At 36.8% G+C, this 14,745-nt stretch carries 13 protein-coding genes; 9 read left to right on the top strand and 4 right to left on the bottom strand.

From position 1 onward, the window contains the following. Positions 1-21 precede the first annotated feature (21 nt). The 3 genes from JKP73_RS13785 to ytrH all read right to left on the bottom strand — a co-directional run bounded on the left by JKP73_RS13785 (position 22) and on the right by ytrH (position 1,185). On the bottom strand, positions 22-219 hold the full coding sequence (locus tag JKP73_RS13785) for a YtzJ family protein (protein ID WP_021290867.1): 198 nt from the start codon (positions 217-219) through the stop codon (positions 22-24). Between the two features lie 130 nt (positions 220-349). Next, positions 350-853 (bottom strand): sporulation membrane protein YtrI, encoded by a 504-nt coding sequence (gene ytrI / locus JKP73_RS13780; RefSeq protein ID WP_021290868.1) that lies wholly within the window; start codon positions 851-853, stop codon positions 350-352. Beyond that, positions 853-1,185 carry a sporulation membrane protein YtrH gene (ytrH, locus tag JKP73_RS13775; RefSeq protein ID WP_021290869.1) on the bottom strand — a complete coding sequence of 111 codons (333 nt, stop codon included), beginning with the start codon at positions 1,183-1,185 and terminating at the stop codon, positions 853-855. The genes ytrI and ytrH overlap by 1 nt, the downstream gene beginning before the upstream one ends. Positions 1,186-1,326: 141 nt before the next feature. On the opposite strand from ytrH, the gene dnaE reads away from it, so the two are divergent. The 8 genes from dnaE to JKP73_RS13735 all read left to right on the top strand — a co-directional run bounded on the left by dnaE (position 1,327) and on the right by JKP73_RS13735 (position 12,188). Continuing rightward, a complete protein-coding gene (gene dnaE / locus JKP73_RS13770) occupies positions 1,327-4,677 on the top strand; it encodes a DNA polymerase III subunit alpha (protein ID WP_038243272.1) in 3,351 nt (1,116 codons plus the stop codon). 121 nt (positions 4,678-4,798) lie between these two features. Continuing rightward, positions 4,799-6,037: an NADP-dependent malic enzyme gene (gene ystJ, locus JKP73_RS13765; protein WP_021290871.1), complete on the top strand. Its 1,239-nt coding sequence runs from the start codon at positions 4,799-4,801 to the stop codon at positions 6,035-6,037. 20 nt (positions 6,038-6,057) lie between these two features. Further along, positions 6,058-6,684: a FadR/GntR family transcriptional regulator gene (locus tag JKP73_RS13760; protein WP_021290872.1), complete on the top strand. Its 627-nt coding sequence runs from the start codon at positions 6,058-6,060 to the stop codon at positions 6,682-6,684. Between the two features lie 108 nt (positions 6,685-6,792). Beyond that, positions 6,793-7,653, top strand: a complete 861-nt coding sequence (gene accD / locus JKP73_RS13755) for an acetyl-CoA carboxylase, carboxyltransferase subunit beta (protein ID WP_021290873.1) — start codon at positions 6,793-6,795, stop codon at positions 7,651-7,653. After that, complete coding sequence (accA, locus tag JKP73_RS13750) at positions 7,650-8,609, top strand: acetyl-CoA carboxylase carboxyl transferase subunit alpha (RefSeq protein WP_038243275.1); 960 nt, start codon at positions 7,650-7,652, stop codon at positions 8,607-8,609. The genes accD and accA overlap by 4 nt, the downstream gene beginning before the upstream one ends. 297 nt (positions 8,610-8,906) lie before the next feature. Next, on the top strand, positions 8,907-9,866 hold the full coding sequence (gene pfkA, locus JKP73_RS13745; RefSeq protein WP_021290875.1) for a 6-phosphofructokinase: 960 nt from the start codon (positions 8,907-8,909) through the stop codon (positions 9,864-9,866). Between the two features lie 42 nt (positions 9,867-9,908). Then, complete coding sequence (gene pyk, locus JKP73_RS13740; RefSeq protein WP_200411417.1) at positions 9,909-11,669, top strand: pyruvate kinase; 1,761 nt, start codon at positions 9,909-9,911, stop codon at positions 11,667-11,669. 129 nt (positions 11,670-11,798) lie between these two features. Continuing rightward, a complete protein-coding gene (locus JKP73_RS13735) occupies positions 11,799-12,188 on the top strand; it encodes an FxsA family protein (protein ID WP_021290877.1) in 390 nt (129 codons plus the stop codon). Here JKP73_RS13735 and ytvI read toward each other — a convergent pair whose 3' ends face one another. After that, the gene (gene ytvI, locus JKP73_RS13730) at positions 12,189-13,295 is read right to left on the bottom strand and encodes a sporulation integral membrane protein YtvI (RefSeq protein WP_200411416.1); all 1,107 of its coding nucleotides are present in this window, start codon (positions 13,293-13,295) and stop codon (positions 12,189-12,191) included. Positions 13,296-13,615: 320 nt separating this feature from the next. Between ytvI and citZ the strand changes: the two genes are divergently transcribed. Then, the gene (gene citZ, locus JKP73_RS13725; RefSeq protein WP_200411415.1) at positions 13,616-14,734 is read left to right on the top strand and encodes a citrate synthase; all 1,119 of its coding nucleotides are present in this window, start codon (positions 13,616-13,618) and stop codon (positions 14,732-14,734) included. Positions 14,735-14,745: the final 11 nt, after the last annotated feature.

Genomic DNA, 14,745 nt, shown 5'->3' with positions numbered 1-14,745 from the left:
GGAAACGGCGTGTTATTTAGATTAGCTACTTTTTGTACTGCTATTTGGAATGAACCAGCATCCTGAAGATGCTTCATCTAAAAATACATCTAGGTGTTCTTTTTCAATGCCACGTTTTACTAAACGAATAAGTTCTCGTGACTCTGCGTAAGCGGAGTTCCCTTGTTTTAAGCGAGCTATTTTTTCATCTCGCATTTCACGATGATCCATTACCAACATGAAAATCCACTCCTTTCATCTGAAGCATTATATGAAAGTAAACGGGAAAATGACTCTCTTGTTATCTTTATCATAACTGGATTTGTAAGAAAATGCCATGAATTTTCGGATATTTCATGAAACGTTCACATTATGTAGTCCGCTCGGCTTTGGCTGTAATTTTAATATTTTTAGAAATGATCAATTTAGTAATAGTAAGCGTATATGTAAACTCTTCTACCTCAAATGACTTATTTTCGACAGTTGATTCTAGTAATTGATCACTTTCTCCTATAATGGACAGATCTTTCCCCACCACGTGTTTTAATTCTTGTTGTACTAATTCTTTCAGCTTGTCAGCTATAAGTCGGTCGAGCCGTAACTCTTCCATATTTTCGATAGTTAAGTTTATTGACTCTACAGTTACTTCTTCGGAAGGTCTTTCACTTAAGTCATCATTATCTTCCAATAATGAATCATTTTGATTCCGTAGTTCTGTTATTTCACTACGAAACGCATTATTTTGTGCAATTAGAGATTCATACATGGATCCATACATATAAAGCAGAGTGCAATAAGCTACAACTCCACCAACCATCACACCAACGAAAAAACGTTGCCAAGTTACTTTTTTATGGTAGGGAGGTATATGCATTACGATATTTCCTCCTGAATTAACCAGTTTAAAAGAAGAATTGCCGTCTTAACCCCGCCCATAGCGGAAAGAATAAACATAGCTTGTTTAAATAAATCCATTGTAGAACCATCTAGAATTCCTTTTTCAAAGTTAGCTATCGCATCAAATGTACCACCAATAGCAGCAACAATTGCCCAAATCCGTAATCGATCTGCTATTCGTCCTATTTCTGTTAAGGGAGGATCTCCAGTCACAAATGCCCCAATACTGCCAATAATTGCTCCACCGATAATTACACCAAATGCGATAAAGTAACAGTGTATAAAAGTTTCAAAGAATCGTTCTTCCATAAGGACGCACTCCCCTGTGAGTCATGTTGTTTCCATTTTATGATTACATGGGACGAGTTATGCAAAGTTATCAGCGTTTCCGTATGCATGTTCTACATAGATTGGTATAATGGGTCATAGAGAATTTAAAGGCGGGATAAAATGTCGTACACACATTTACAAGTACGAAGTAGTTATAGCCTGTTAAATAGTACAATAACGATCGATCATTTAGTTAAGAAAGCAAAAAAATCAGGATTTGAAGCATTAGCTTTGACAGATGAGCAAGTACTATATGGGGCTATTACTTTCTATAAAACATGTAAAAAGTATGGAATTAAACCAATTATTGGTATGTCTGTTTACGTCCACGCGGAACAAGATAAACTGGACGAGATAACCCTCTTAGCAAAAGACAATCATGGTTATCATGATTTAATTAAATTAAGTACATTGATTCAACAGCAAGAGGCCAAATATATAGAAGATCATCAATTAGCAGCGTATACCAAAAACTGTATCGGGATATTCTCTGAGAAACAATCAAGCATCTTTACCAATATTCAAGCTAATGATTATGAAGAAGCATTTAAAAAATTAGCAATTATAAAAGATATGTTTATTGAAGGCGACTTTTATGTAGGGATTGAAAGTAGCGTGAACGAGGAGACGAATCGTTACGAAGCAGTAAAGTCGTTTCTTACAAGCTATTCGCTTCCACCAGTTGCTATAAATGATGTGCGTTATCTCCAAGAAAAGGATGTAATTGCTTTTGATTGCTTACAAGCAATCAAAAATAATGAGAATTGGGATGGTAAAAACATCCCTTCTGCTTATTATTACCGTCATTTGTCTACAGCAGCTGAAATGCAGCATTTTTTTTCGTTTTGGCCAGAAGCTATAACAAATACAGAACGAATAGAAAAAAAATGTGAGGTAGTGTTTGATTTTAATCAACGTTTCCTGCCATCGTTTCCACTCCCTGATGGTGTAAACGCTCATACATGGCTGGAAAATCGATGCTGGGAAGGGTTACATGATAAATATGCTAACATCACGAAAACCATCAGAGAACGTTTAAAGTTTGAGCTCAATACCATTAAAGCAATGCAATTTAGTGATTATTTTTTAATTGTGGCAGACTTTATTCAATATGCAAAAGAACAACCCATTGTAGTTGGCCCAGGTAGGGGGTCTGCAGCAGGATCATTAGTTGCCTATGTTTTAGAAATAACCGATATTGACCCGATCAAATATGATTTATTATTTGAACGTTTTCTAAACCCAGAGCGTATGACAATGCCAGATATTGATATTGATTTCTCGGATTGGCGTCGGGATGAAGTGATTGATTATGTTCAACATAAATATGGTAGGGATCATGTAGCACAAATCATTACTTTTGGTACATTTGCTGCACGTTCTTTAATAAGAGAATTAATCAAAACAATGAATATAAATCAACAAGATGCATCATTTATATTGCGGCATATTCCTGTACAAGCCAAACAACGGATTTCTGAAATCATAACTGCATCAGACGAGCTTAAAAATTATATCAAAACATCTGAGCCGCTAAAATTACTTTTTACAGTCGCTGTAAAGTTGGAAGGAATACCTAGACATGTTTCCACACATGCAGCAGGTATTGTTATCACGGAAAAGCCGTTAAATGAATATATCCCTTTAACAATGGGTACTGGGGATAGCAATTTAACACAATTCCCGATGAATGACCTGGAAGCAATAGGATTATTAAAGATTGACTTATTAGGGCTTCGTAACTTAACACTGCTAGAAAAAGTCCTGCAAACCATTCGCTATATTTCCAATGACGATACCCATTTAAAAAACCTACCTCCAGAAGATAACTTAACTTTTTCCATGTTACAGCATGGAAAAACAAACGGTGTATTTCAGCTCGAGTCACAGGGGATGAAACGCGTGTTGCAGCAATTAAAGCCAACTGAGTTTGAAGATATCGTTGCGGTTAATGCGCTTTATCGACCTGGACCAATGGAATATATTCCTACCTTTATAAGGAGAAAGCATGGGGAAGAAGCAATCACTTACCCACATCCTGACTTAGCTCCGATATTGTCGAAGACCTACGGGGTATTAGTTTATCAAGAGCAAATTATGCAGATAGCTAATAGAATAGCAGGATTTTCTTTAGGTAAGGCAGATATATTGCGAAGAGCAGTAAGTAAAAAGCAAGAACAACTTATGGCAGAGCAAAAAACTGATTTTATTGCTGGATGTGTCCGTAATGGCTACTCAAAAAAGGTTGCTGAAGAAATTTTCGAATGGATTGTACGTTTTTCGAATTATGGTTTCAACCGAAGTCATGCAGTAGCTTACAGCCGCATCTCTTATCAGCTGGCTTATTTAAAAGCCCATTACCCTGCGGCATTTTTCGCTGAGTTACTCAGCTCTTCTGTTAATCAGCAAGAGAAATTGCAATCCTATATACGTGAGCTGAAGGCTTTGCACCTAGATGTACTGCCTCCTTCTATTAATAAAAGTTTTGGTAAATATGCAGTAGAAGGAAATAAAATTCGAATGGGCTTATTACAAGTGAAAGGATTAGGCAAACAAGCCGTACAAGAAATAATTCGCGTTCGCAAAGAACGGCCATTTAAAAATTTATTTGATTTTTGCTTACGTGTTTCATCGAAGGCAGTCAACCGACAAACACTTGAGGTATTAATTATGGTTGGTGCATTCGATGAAAGTAATCAAAATAGAGCAAGCTTGTTGGCGACCATTGATCAAGCAATGGAACAAGGTGAATTATTTAAAGAATTTCTTGGCCAGCCTAACCTGTTTCAAGATCAAATTGAACTTGAAGGCGATTATGTAGATATAGAGGATTTTTCACAGTTTAAGAAATTGGCTGATGAGAAGGAATTCCTTGGTGTTTATATGTCAAGTCATCCTCTACAATCATATAGAATGCAATTAAAACAACATGGTCATGTTTCTTTATCACTTGCGCTTACGTTGGCTGGTAAAAAAAATATAAAAAGTGCTGCTGTTATTCAATCTATTAAAACAATCCGAACAAAAAGAGGAGATCCGATGGCTTTTTTAACATTAGGAGATGAGTCAGGTGAGATGGAAGCAGTTGTTTTTCCAGAGCTATACCGCAATGTAAATCGATGGTTAAAAGAAGAAACGCTTGTATTGATTGAAGGGAATTTGGAAAGTAGAAATCAAGGTGTTCAGTGGTTACTATCTTCTATTATTGAACTAACAGATGATCGATTGGAGGAAATGAAATCCACTCGTTTATTTATTAAACTAACAGGAGAAGCTAGTGAAGCTGGTATAGAAAAATTAAAACAAATGGCTCACTATTACCCTGGAAATATTCCTGTAATTATCTTTCAAGAGCAAAATAGGAAAACCTATCAACTTTCTGAGGCGTATTTTCTGCAGCCAACAACCGACTGTTTAAAAGACTTAAAAGCTTTTTTTGGTAAGGATAGCGTGGTTTTAGACAAAGGTTAAATAATCAGGATTACTTTACACACAAAAACCATCTGTTATAATGGAAGAGTTAAATGTGGTCAGACCACTCGTGCAACCATATAGTATCGTATTTTTCTGCGAAAAGGAGCGATTAGTAAAGATGGCAAGCTTAAGAGATCAAGCATTACACTTGCATAAAGTAAATAAAGGCAAATTGACAACTCACTCAAAAATCCCAGTTACGAATGCAGAGGAGTTAAGTCTAGCGTATTCCCCTGGTGTAGCTGAGCCTTGTAAAGCAATTCATGATCGTAAAGAAACAGTCTATGATTATACAATGAAAGGGAATATGGTTGCGGTTGTCAGTGATGGGTCAGCGGTTTTAGGGCTTGGTAATATTGGAGCTGAGGCGGCATTGCCCGTAATGGAAGGGAAGTCTGTCTTATTTAAGAGCTTTGCTGGTGTGGATTCCTTTCCAATTTGTTTGGGTACGCAAAACATAGACGAGATTGTACAAACTGTTAAATTAATGGAGCCAACATTTGGTGGAGTGAATTTAGAAGATATTGCAGCACCAAACTGTTTTATTATTGAAGAACGTTTGAAAAAAGAAACAAATATACCTATCTTTCATGATGATCAACACGGAACAGCCATTGTCACCGTGGCAGGTTTAATTAATGCTCTTAAACTCGTAGGAAAATCTTTCTCTGATATAAAAGTTGTCGCAAATGGAGCAGGCGCAGCAGGAATAGCTATTATTAAATTATTATATAACTTTGGTGTGCGCGATATGATTATGTGTGACTCTAGAGGGGCAATATATGAAGGACGTTCCTATGGTATGAATGATGTAAAAGAGCGGGTTGCTGCTTATACCAACCAAGATAAACAAGAAGGAAGTTTAGAAGAAATGCTTGATGGAGCAGACGTGTTCATTGGTGTATCTGTTGGAGGCGCACTTACAAAAGAGATGGTGGAAAAGATGAACGATGACTCCATTATTTTTGCAATGGCGAATCCTGACCCAGAAATTATGCCAGAAGTAGCGAAAGAAGCTGGAGCAAAAGTAATTGGTACCGGTCGCTCGGACTTTCCAAATCAAGTAAATAATGTGCTTGCGTTCCCTGGTATCTTCCGTGGAGCTTTAGATGTAAGAGCTACTAGAATAAATGAAAGAATGAAGGTTGCAGCAGCTAATGCAATTGCTTCATTAATTGCGGAAGACGAATTGAATGAGGATTATGTCATCCCTGCACCTTTTGATGCTAGAGTAGCTCCGATTGTAGCAAAGAGTGTTGCACAGGCCGCAATGGAATCAGGTGTAGCGAGAATTGAAGTAAATCCAGAAGATGTTGCTGAAAAGACTAGAAAATTAACACAAATTGATGATAAATAATGTGTTAAAAGGAGTGAGTCATGGCTGTGTCCATGCCATCAAAGCAAAAGGTATATCAGGGTGTATTAAAAGAAATACGCCAGTTTATTGATAGTAATGATTTACAACCTGGAGACAAGCTCCCTTCCGAAAGGGAGCTTGCTGAAAACCTTCAAGCTGGCAGATCTTCGATAAGAGAGGCATTGCGAGCTATGGAATTATTAGGTTTGATAGAAACAAGGCATGGGGAGGGTACTTTTTTAAGTACTTATCGACCACATCAAACGGTTGAATTACTGTCATCATTTATTCTACAAGGAGATCAAGTTAAAGTTGATTTGGTGGAAACGATACGTTTACTTGAGAAAGAAGCAGTTAAACTAGTTTTATATCATTTAACTGAAAAAGAGGTAAGTCATTTAAGTACGATTATTAATGCAACCTATACCAAGCAAAATGCCAGACATGCTGCTTTCTTCACCTATATTTTTGAGAAAACCAATAATTTGTTACTATGGAAAGTTTGGCATTTAATGTTTGACTTCGCTACGACTGTAGAGAATGTTGGGACTGATAAATCGTTTTATATTGAACTAATACAAATTTTTCTAGATAAGGATCATTATTCTATTGACGATTTATTCGACACAGTCCCGAATAAATCATAGTTTTGACAACTATTTCTGACAGTTTTCGAAGCCTGGATTTAATATAATGGTTGTAGTTCTTTACTTATGTTATTTGCCACGGGTTTGTTTGAAAAGGAGGAATTTGCCTTGCTTAAAGATTTTTTTGGCAAGCGGAAAAAATATGCGTCTATCCCAAGTGAACAAGCAAAAGCGGATGTTCCGGAAGGATTAATGCAAAAATGTAGCGGATGTCACAAAATATATTATCGAAAAGAAATGAATAAGAATTTACAGGTATGTCCGAATTGTGGCTATCATCACCCCTTACAAGCTTGGGATCGTATCGATACGTTATTTGATGATGATACCTTTGAAGAGTGGGATCAAGCGTTAACGACAGGAAACCCATTAGCTTTTCCAGGTTATGAAGAAAAAGTAGAAAAAGATCAAAAGAAAACTGGGCTTAATGAAGGGGTCGTAACTGGAAAAGGAACAATTGATGGACAAGCTACTGCTTTTGCAGTTATGGACTCTAGTTTTCGTATGGGAAGCATGGGTTCTGTTATCGGGGAAAAGATTGCTAGAGCAGTTGAAAATGCAAGAGTTGAAGGTATTCCTTTCATTATTTTCACAGCCTCTGGTGGGGCAAGGATGCAAGAAGGTTTACTAAGCTTAATGCAGATGTCTAAAACAGCGATAGCAATTAAACGGTTTAGCGAGTCAGGTGGTCTCATGATTTCTGTAATGACCCATCCAACAACTGGGGGAGTATCCGCTAGCTTTGCTTCGATAGGAGATTATAATTTTGCGGAGCCAGGAGCGTTAATTGGATTTGCTGGAAGACGGATTATTGAACAAACCATCAGAGAAAAACTGCCAGATGATTTTCAGACAGCTGAGTTCCAATTGAAGCATGGACAACTTGACAAAGTGGTGAACCGATTAGAAATGAAAGAAGTACTTTCATTATTGCTTAAGTTTCATCAGAAAGGTGGGAATGAAAAGTGAAACAAGTATTAGAATTTGAAAAACCCATCGTAAATTTAAAGGAGAAAATTGCTGAGCTTAAGCGTTTTACAAAAGATAGTGAGATTGACCTTAGTGAAGAGATTTCGACGCTTGAAAAAAGGTTAGCTGTGTTAGAAGCTGATATATATGGTAATTTAAAACCGTGGGATCGTGTTCAACTGGCTAGACATGCGGAGCGTCCGACTACATTAGATTATATAGATAAACTATTTGAAGATTTTATTGAATTTCATGGAGATCGCTTATTTGGAGATGACGAAGCAATTGTAGCAGGAATAGCCTATTACAAAGACAAGCCTGTAACTGTTATTGGTCACCAACGAGGGAAAGATACAAAAGAAAATATTCGGAGAAATTTTGGTATGCCTCATCCGGAAGGGTATCGCAAAGCATTAAGACATATGAAACAAGCTGAAAAGTTTTCACGACCAATTATCTGTTTCATTGATACAAAAGGAGCGTACCCAGGAAAAGCTGCTGAAGAAAGAGGACAGAGTGAGGCAATAGCTCGAAATTTAATGGAAATGGCTGGATTAACGGTGCCAGTCATCTGTATTGTTATTGGTGAAGGCGGTAGTGGTGGCGCCTTAGCATTAGGAGTAGGGGATCAAATTCATATGCTTGAAAATAGTACGTATTCGGTTATCTCTCCTGAAGGTGCTGCATCTATTCTATGGAAAGATTCTGCGTATGCTCAACGTGCTGCCGAGACGATGAAGATAACAGCTTATGATTTGAAGAAACTGAATGTGATTGATAATATAATACCTGAACCTAAAGGTGGAGCACATCGAGATTTAGATCAACAAGCTGCTTATCTAGATGAAGTATTGGAAAAATCACTTCAATCTTTAATGCAGTATTCTGTTGACCAATTATTGGAACAACGATGGGAAAAGTACAAGCAGATAGGCGAATATAAGACAGTACAGTAAAGGAAATCGCTTGTTATTTATTGGAAGTAGCTTAAAAGGTAAAAACAAAGTTTTGATTTAGATTTGATTGCGTCTTTACGTACTGACAAGAGGTTGACACTACAGTCAACCTCTACTTCGTGTTTTAGACAAATGGACGTTTAACTTGAATGAAGGCATACTACATAGCTAGTTATATGTTGTAAAAACTTTTCAATTCATTATGCTTTCGATTGCTATTTTACTTGTTTCCAATTATCTTAAAGAGAGGAATTATTTTTAAAAGAGAAATCGTACGACATGAGGTGAGATAATTTAATGAAGAAAATTGGTGTGTTAACTAGTGGTGGTGACGCTCCTGGTATGAATGCAGCCATTCGTGCTGTTGTGAGAAAAGCCATTTATCATAATATAGAAGTTTATGGCATCAAATATGGTTATCAAGGGTTAATGGAAGGTAATATTGAGCGAATGGAAATTGGTTCTGTTGGAGATATTATCCATCGTGGCGGTACCATTCTATATTCTGCTAGAAGTGAAGCTTTTAAAACAGATGAAGGACAGCAAAGAGGGATTGAACAGCTGAATAAATTTGGAATTGAAGGATTAATTATTATTGGAGGGGATGGTAGCTTTAGAGGTGCTCAAAAATTGACAGAAAAAGGCTATCCATGTATAGGAGTTCCTGGAACCATAGATAATGATATTGCAGGTACTGATTTTACAATTGGTTTTGATACTGCATTAAATACAATAATTGAGGCAGTTGACAAAGTTCGTGATACCGCAACCTCTCATAAGCGAACGTATATCATAGAAGTAATGGGAAGAGATGCTGGCGATTTGGCGCTATGGGCTGGATTAGCTGATGGTGCTGAAAGTATCTTAATCCCAGAAAAGCAAGAGGATTTTTCGACAGTCATTGATAAGCTGAGACGTGGGCATAAACGCGGTAAAAAACATAGTATTATTGTCCTTGCAGAAGGTGTAGGAAGCGGCTTCGAATATGGAGAAAAAATTGAAAAAGAAACCAATTTAGAAACACGAGTAACCGTCCTTGGCCATATCCAACGGGGAGGATCACCATCTGGGTCTGATCGTGTACTTGCAAGTAGACTTGGTGCTAAAGCAGTTGATTTGCTACTTGAAGGAAAAGCAGGAAGAATGGTCGGAATCGAGAATAATTCCTTGGTCGATCATGATATAACGAAAATTTTAAATGAGCAGCATACAATTAACCAAGATATGTACAAGCTATCCCAAGAATTATCGATCTAACTTTAGAATTTCTTTACAGGTATTATAAGGAGGAAGTGTGAAATGAGAAACACAAAAATTGTATGTACGATAGGTCCTGCTTCAGAATCAATTGAAAAGTTGGAGCAATTAATTGAATCAGGTATGAATGTAGCCCGTTTAAATTTTTCACATGGAGATTATGAAGAACATGGCGCGCGAATTAAAAGTATTCGGGAGGCTGCAGAGAGAACAGGTAAAACCGTAGCCATTTTATTAGATACAAAGGGTCCAGAAATTCGTACTGGAAATTTTAAGGATGGACAGGCTGAACTAGTTCAAGGAAATGTAATCTATGTCTCCATGAAAGAATTAGAAGGGACTGCAGACAGGTTTTCAGTTACGTATCCGGGATTAATTAATGACGTACATGAAGGCTCTAAAATCCTATTGGATGATGGATTAATCGAACTAGAGGTTCAAGAAATAGATAGAGCAAATCAAGAATTGAAGACAATTGCTTTGAATACAGGAATGATTAAAAATAAAAAAGGTGTAAATGTACCGAATGTTTCAGTTAACCTACCAGGGATAACAGAAAAAGACGCGAACGATATTGAATTTGGCATTGAACAGAATGTCGATTTTATCGCAGCATCATTTGTCAGACGTCCATCAGATATCCTAGAGATAAAAGAATTACTAGAAAAGCACGATGCAACACACATTCAAATTATTCCTAAAATCGAAAACCAAGAAGGCGTAGATAATATTGACAGTATTCTTGAAATAAGTGATGGATTAATGGTTGCACGTGGAGATCTTGGAGTTGAAATTCCTGCAGAAGACGTACCGCTTGTACAAAAGAGATTAATTAAACAGTGCAATACTGCAGGTAAGCCTGTCATTACTGCGACACAAATGTTAGATTCAATGCAAAGAAATCCAAGACCAACTAGAGCGGAAGCTTCAGATGTTGCAAATGCAATTTTTGATGGAACAGATGCAATCATGTTGTCTGGAGAAACAGCTGCTGGTGATTATCCAGTAGAGTCTGTACAAACAATGAGTAATATTGCATTAAAAGCAGAGACCGGGTTAGATCATAATTCTATATTACGTGATCGTTCTAAACATGTAGACATGACAATTACGGATGCGATTAGCCAATCTGTTACGCATACTGCGATGAACCTATCTGTAAGCTCTATTATTACTCCAACAGAAAGTGGTCATACTGCCAGAATGATTTCAAAATATCGACCACAAGTACCCATTCTTGCCGTAACATTCTCAGAAAGAGTCAATCGTCAACTTTCACTTGTCTGGGGTGTGCATGCAGTAATGGGGCGCCGTGCTAACTCGACGGATGAAATGTTAGATATAGCAGTTGAACGTGGGTTACAAACTGGTATAGTTGAACATGGAAATCGCGTTATTATTACTGCTGGAGTTCCTGTAGGTGAAAGTGGAACTACAAACCTAATGAAGGTTCATGTGATTGGTGATGTAATTGGTAAAGGTCAAGGGATCGGTAGAAAAAGTGCTTATGGGAAAGCAGTGGTTGTAAAATCGGCAGAGGAAGCAATTCAACAAGTTGAAGAAGGAGATATCTTAGTAACATACGGCACAGACCGTGAAATGATGCCTGCCATTGAAAAAGCTAGTGGAATAATTACGGAAGAAGGTGGACTCACTTCACACGCTGCAGTGGTTGGATTAAGTCTAGGAATTCCAGTAATTGTAGGCGTCAAAAATGTATTTGACCTCATAAATAATGGGGAAGATATTACAATTGATGGTACAAAAGGGGATATTTATCAAGGACATACCAGAGTCCTTTAAAATGGAAGACAGTGAAAGAGGTGCATTGATCTCTTTCACTGTTTCTTTACATGATGCCAGGTGTTTGTAACAAGCAATCGATATGCCCTTTTTAACTTTTATCCTGTAGTGAAAGAGGTGACTTGTCTTATGCGATGGTTTTTATTGACTGCTTTTTTATTATCTGCATTTGAAATCGGTGTATTTATATGGATTGGTGACATGATTGGACCTTGGTGGGTCGTATTATTAGTTCTGCTTACTGGTGCTGTAGGCTTTTATTTGGCTAAACAGCAAGGAATTGAAACATGGCAGCGAGCGCAGCTATCCATGCGAAATGGAGAAGCCCCCACTGGTTATATCATTGATGGAATCTGTATATTAATTGGTGCTGTCTTATTAGTAACGCCGGGATTTATATCTGACGCAATAGGCTTTTTATTAGTAATTCCAACTACAAGGAAGCTATTTAAGCGACGGATAGAGCAATTTATTAAGCATATAATTACCAACCGAACTATCATATATCGTAAATGGTAATCAACCTTTGATGAACCGCCATACATCTTGAAAAGTTCCTGCCCGATGTAAGGCATTTATGACAATTAGAAAAACAGGTGCAAGAATAAACCCGGAGACTCCCCAAAGTTGAATCCCAATAAAAAGAATAATTAATGCTGCAAGCGGGTGTAATCCCATACTTGAGGATAGAACCTTTGGTTCGATTACCTGCCTGACAATAATAATGATTCCGTAAAGAATTGATAAGTTAATGGTCATCGAATAATTTCCAATAAGGAATAAATAGAACATCCATGGTACAAAAATAATCCCTGAGCCGATATAAGGGAGCAAATCGACAAAAGCGGTATATAGTGCAATCGTAAAGGCATGTTCAAATTGGAATAATAGAAGCCCAACATAGACAATAAAAGCATTAATTAATACAAGAATGAGTTGTGCTTTTAAATAACCAGCCACTGTTTTTTTAAGGTGTCTGGTTATTTTTTTTCCTGGGCTTTTTACAATGGATGGAATCATGCTTATCATTAATTGGCGTAAATTAGAATAGTCATTTGAAATTAAAAAAACAGCAAGTAAAATAAAAATGAATACTGTTATCGATCCTGGTAATGAAGTAATAACACCGGGCAGTTTGAACAATAAATCTTGTAAGAAACCAGTTGCTGAAGTAGTAAGGTTATTCAAGAATTGCTGAACATTATCGCTAATAGCATGCTGCTGTGCAGTATCTAACATTTGAAAATAAGACAAAACCTTCTGATATAGCGGCATAATCGTATTGTTGATGAAATCGGTGATATACCCACTAAAGGTCTGGAAGTGTTGTGGTAATTTCTCAGCAAGAAATAACGTACCTTGAAAAAGCTCTGAAAAAATGAATAAAAAGACGCCACTAATACAGGAAATAAATAAAATCATTGTTGTAACGACTGCTAACATTCTAGGGAATTTTAATTTCACTTCTAATGTTGTTACCGTTGGGTTCATAAGCATTGCTATTAAAATGGCAATGAATAAAGGGTATAAATATACAAAGCTTGCTGTGATTATGATATAGATGGCGAAAATAAAACTAACTACAATGAGCAGTCGTAACAGTTGATAAAATAATGGCTTGTACATAATTTAACCCCATTTTAAAGTAATATAGATTCTATCTATATTACTTATGAGACAAACGAAGAAGTTAGAATAATTATTTAAAACATAAAGCGTACTTGAAGCGAAAAGTGCTTTCCATACATTTTATAAATTAGAAGAAATGTCACTCTTTTTGCAAAAAAAATGGAGTTCTAGTAAAATTTATAAGTGAAGTTAATCGGTTTCAATTCACATTAGATTCATAATACTTTATAATTATCAATGGGGGTAATTATATTATTATTAGAATATTGTCGAAAAAAAGATAATATCCTGAATATTTATAAAGGAGAGGGTTTGTTATGACAGCAACAACGAAAGGCCTTGAAGGAGTTGTAGCAACTCAATCGTCAATTAGCTCAATTATAGATGACCAGCTTACATATGTTGGGTATAAGATTGATGATTTAGCTAAGAATTCGAGCTTTGAAGAAGTTATCTACTTACTTTGGAATCAAAAGCTGCCGACAAAAGCTGAATTAGAGGCTTTAAGAGCAGATCTTGCTGCAAATATGGAATTGCCTGATGCAATTATTGACCATTTACGTTCCTATGATCTTTCTACCGTTCACCCGATGGCAGCATTACGTACCGCCGTTTCTTTACTAGGTTTATATGATGAAGAAGCGGATGTAATGGAACAAGAAGTGAATAAGAAGAAAGCAGTTCGAATTCAGGCAAAAATCGCTACAATTGTAACGGCTTTCGCAAGAATACGCCAAGGTAAAGCGCCTATTAAACCGAAGAAGGAATACAGCTATTCAGAGAACTTCTTATACATGTTAAATGGTGAATCACCTAAAGACATTGAAGTGGAAGCAATCAATAAGGCTCTCGTACTTCATGCTGACCATGAATTAAACGCTTCTACATTTACAGCTCGTGTGTGTGTTGCTACATTATCCGATATTTATTCCGGCGTAACCGCTGCTATTGGGGCATTGAAAGGGCCGCTTCATGGGGGAGCCAATGAACGTGTGATGAAAATGCTTACCGAAATTGGCGAAGAAGAAAATGCGATACCATATATTAAAGAAAAGCTTGAAAATAAAGAAAAAATTATGGGCATGGGACATCGTGTATACCGAAACGGTGATCCACGTGCTAAATTCTTAAGAGAAATGTCTAGACAACTAACTAAATTAACTGGCCAATCCAAATGGTATAACATGTCGATCAAAATTGAGGATTACATTAAGGAACACAAAGGGCTTCCAGCCAATGTAGATTTTTATTCTGCATCCGTATATCATAGCTTGGGAATTGATCATGATTTATTTACTCCGATATTTGCAGTAAGTCGTGTATCTGGTTGGCTAGCGCATATTCTAGAACAGTATGAAAATAATCGATTAATCCGACCACGCGCAGAATATACAGGTCCGAAGTCGCCAGAATATGTATCAATTGATAAGCGATAAGGTAGTAATCT

This window comes from Virgibacillus salexigens (genome assembly GCF_014905415.1).
Classification (GTDB): Bacteria; Bacillota; Bacilli; order Bacillales; family Amphibacillaceae; genus Virgibacillus; species Virgibacillus salexigens.
Note: the sequence above shows the minus strand (reverse complement) of the source record. Positions and strands in the feature narration are given on the sequence as shown.

What these genes read in the sequence shown, in the direction of transcription:
- JKP73_RS13760 (WP_021290872.1), top strand. Translation starts at nt 6,058, where the DNA reads ATGGCTGTGTCCATGCCATCAAAGCAAAAGGTATATCAGGGTGTATTA.
- ytrH (WP_021290869.1), bottom strand. Translation starts at nt 1,185, where the DNA reads ATGGAAGAACGATTCTTTGAAACTTTTATACACTGTTACTTTATCGCA.
- pyk (WP_200411417.1), top strand. Translation starts at nt 9,909, where the DNA reads ATGAGAAACACAAAAATTGTATGTACGATAGGTCCTGCTTCAGAATCA.
- ystJ (WP_021290871.1), top strand. Translation starts at nt 4,799, where the DNA reads ATGGCAAGCTTAAGAGATCAAGCATTACACTTGCATAAAGTAAATAAA.
- citZ (WP_200411415.1), top strand. Translation starts at nt 13,616, where the DNA reads ATGACAGCAACAACGAAAGGCCTTGAAGGAGTTGTAGCAACTCAATCG.
- JKP73_RS13735 (WP_021290877.1), top strand. Translation starts at nt 11,799, where the DNA reads ATGCGATGGTTTTTATTGACTGCTTTTTTATTATCTGCATTTGAAATC.
- dnaE (WP_038243272.1), top strand. Translation starts at nt 1,327, where the DNA reads ATGTCGTACACACATTTACAAGTACGAAGTAGTTATAGCCTGTTAAAT.
- pfkA (WP_021290875.1), top strand. Translation starts at nt 8,907, where the DNA reads ATGAAGAAAATTGGTGTGTTAACTAGTGGTGGTGACGCTCCTGGTATG.
- ytvI (WP_200411416.1), bottom strand. Translation starts at nt 13,295, where the DNA reads ATGTACAAGCCATTATTTTATCAACTGTTACGACTGCTCATTGTAGTT.
- JKP73_RS13785 (WP_021290867.1), bottom strand. Translation starts at nt 219, where the DNA reads ATGTTGGTAATGGATCATCGTGAAATGCGAGATGAAAAAATAGCTCGC.
- ytrI (WP_021290868.1), bottom strand. Translation starts at nt 853, where the DNA reads ATGCATATACCTCCCTACCATAAAAAAGTAACTTGGCAACGTTTTTTC.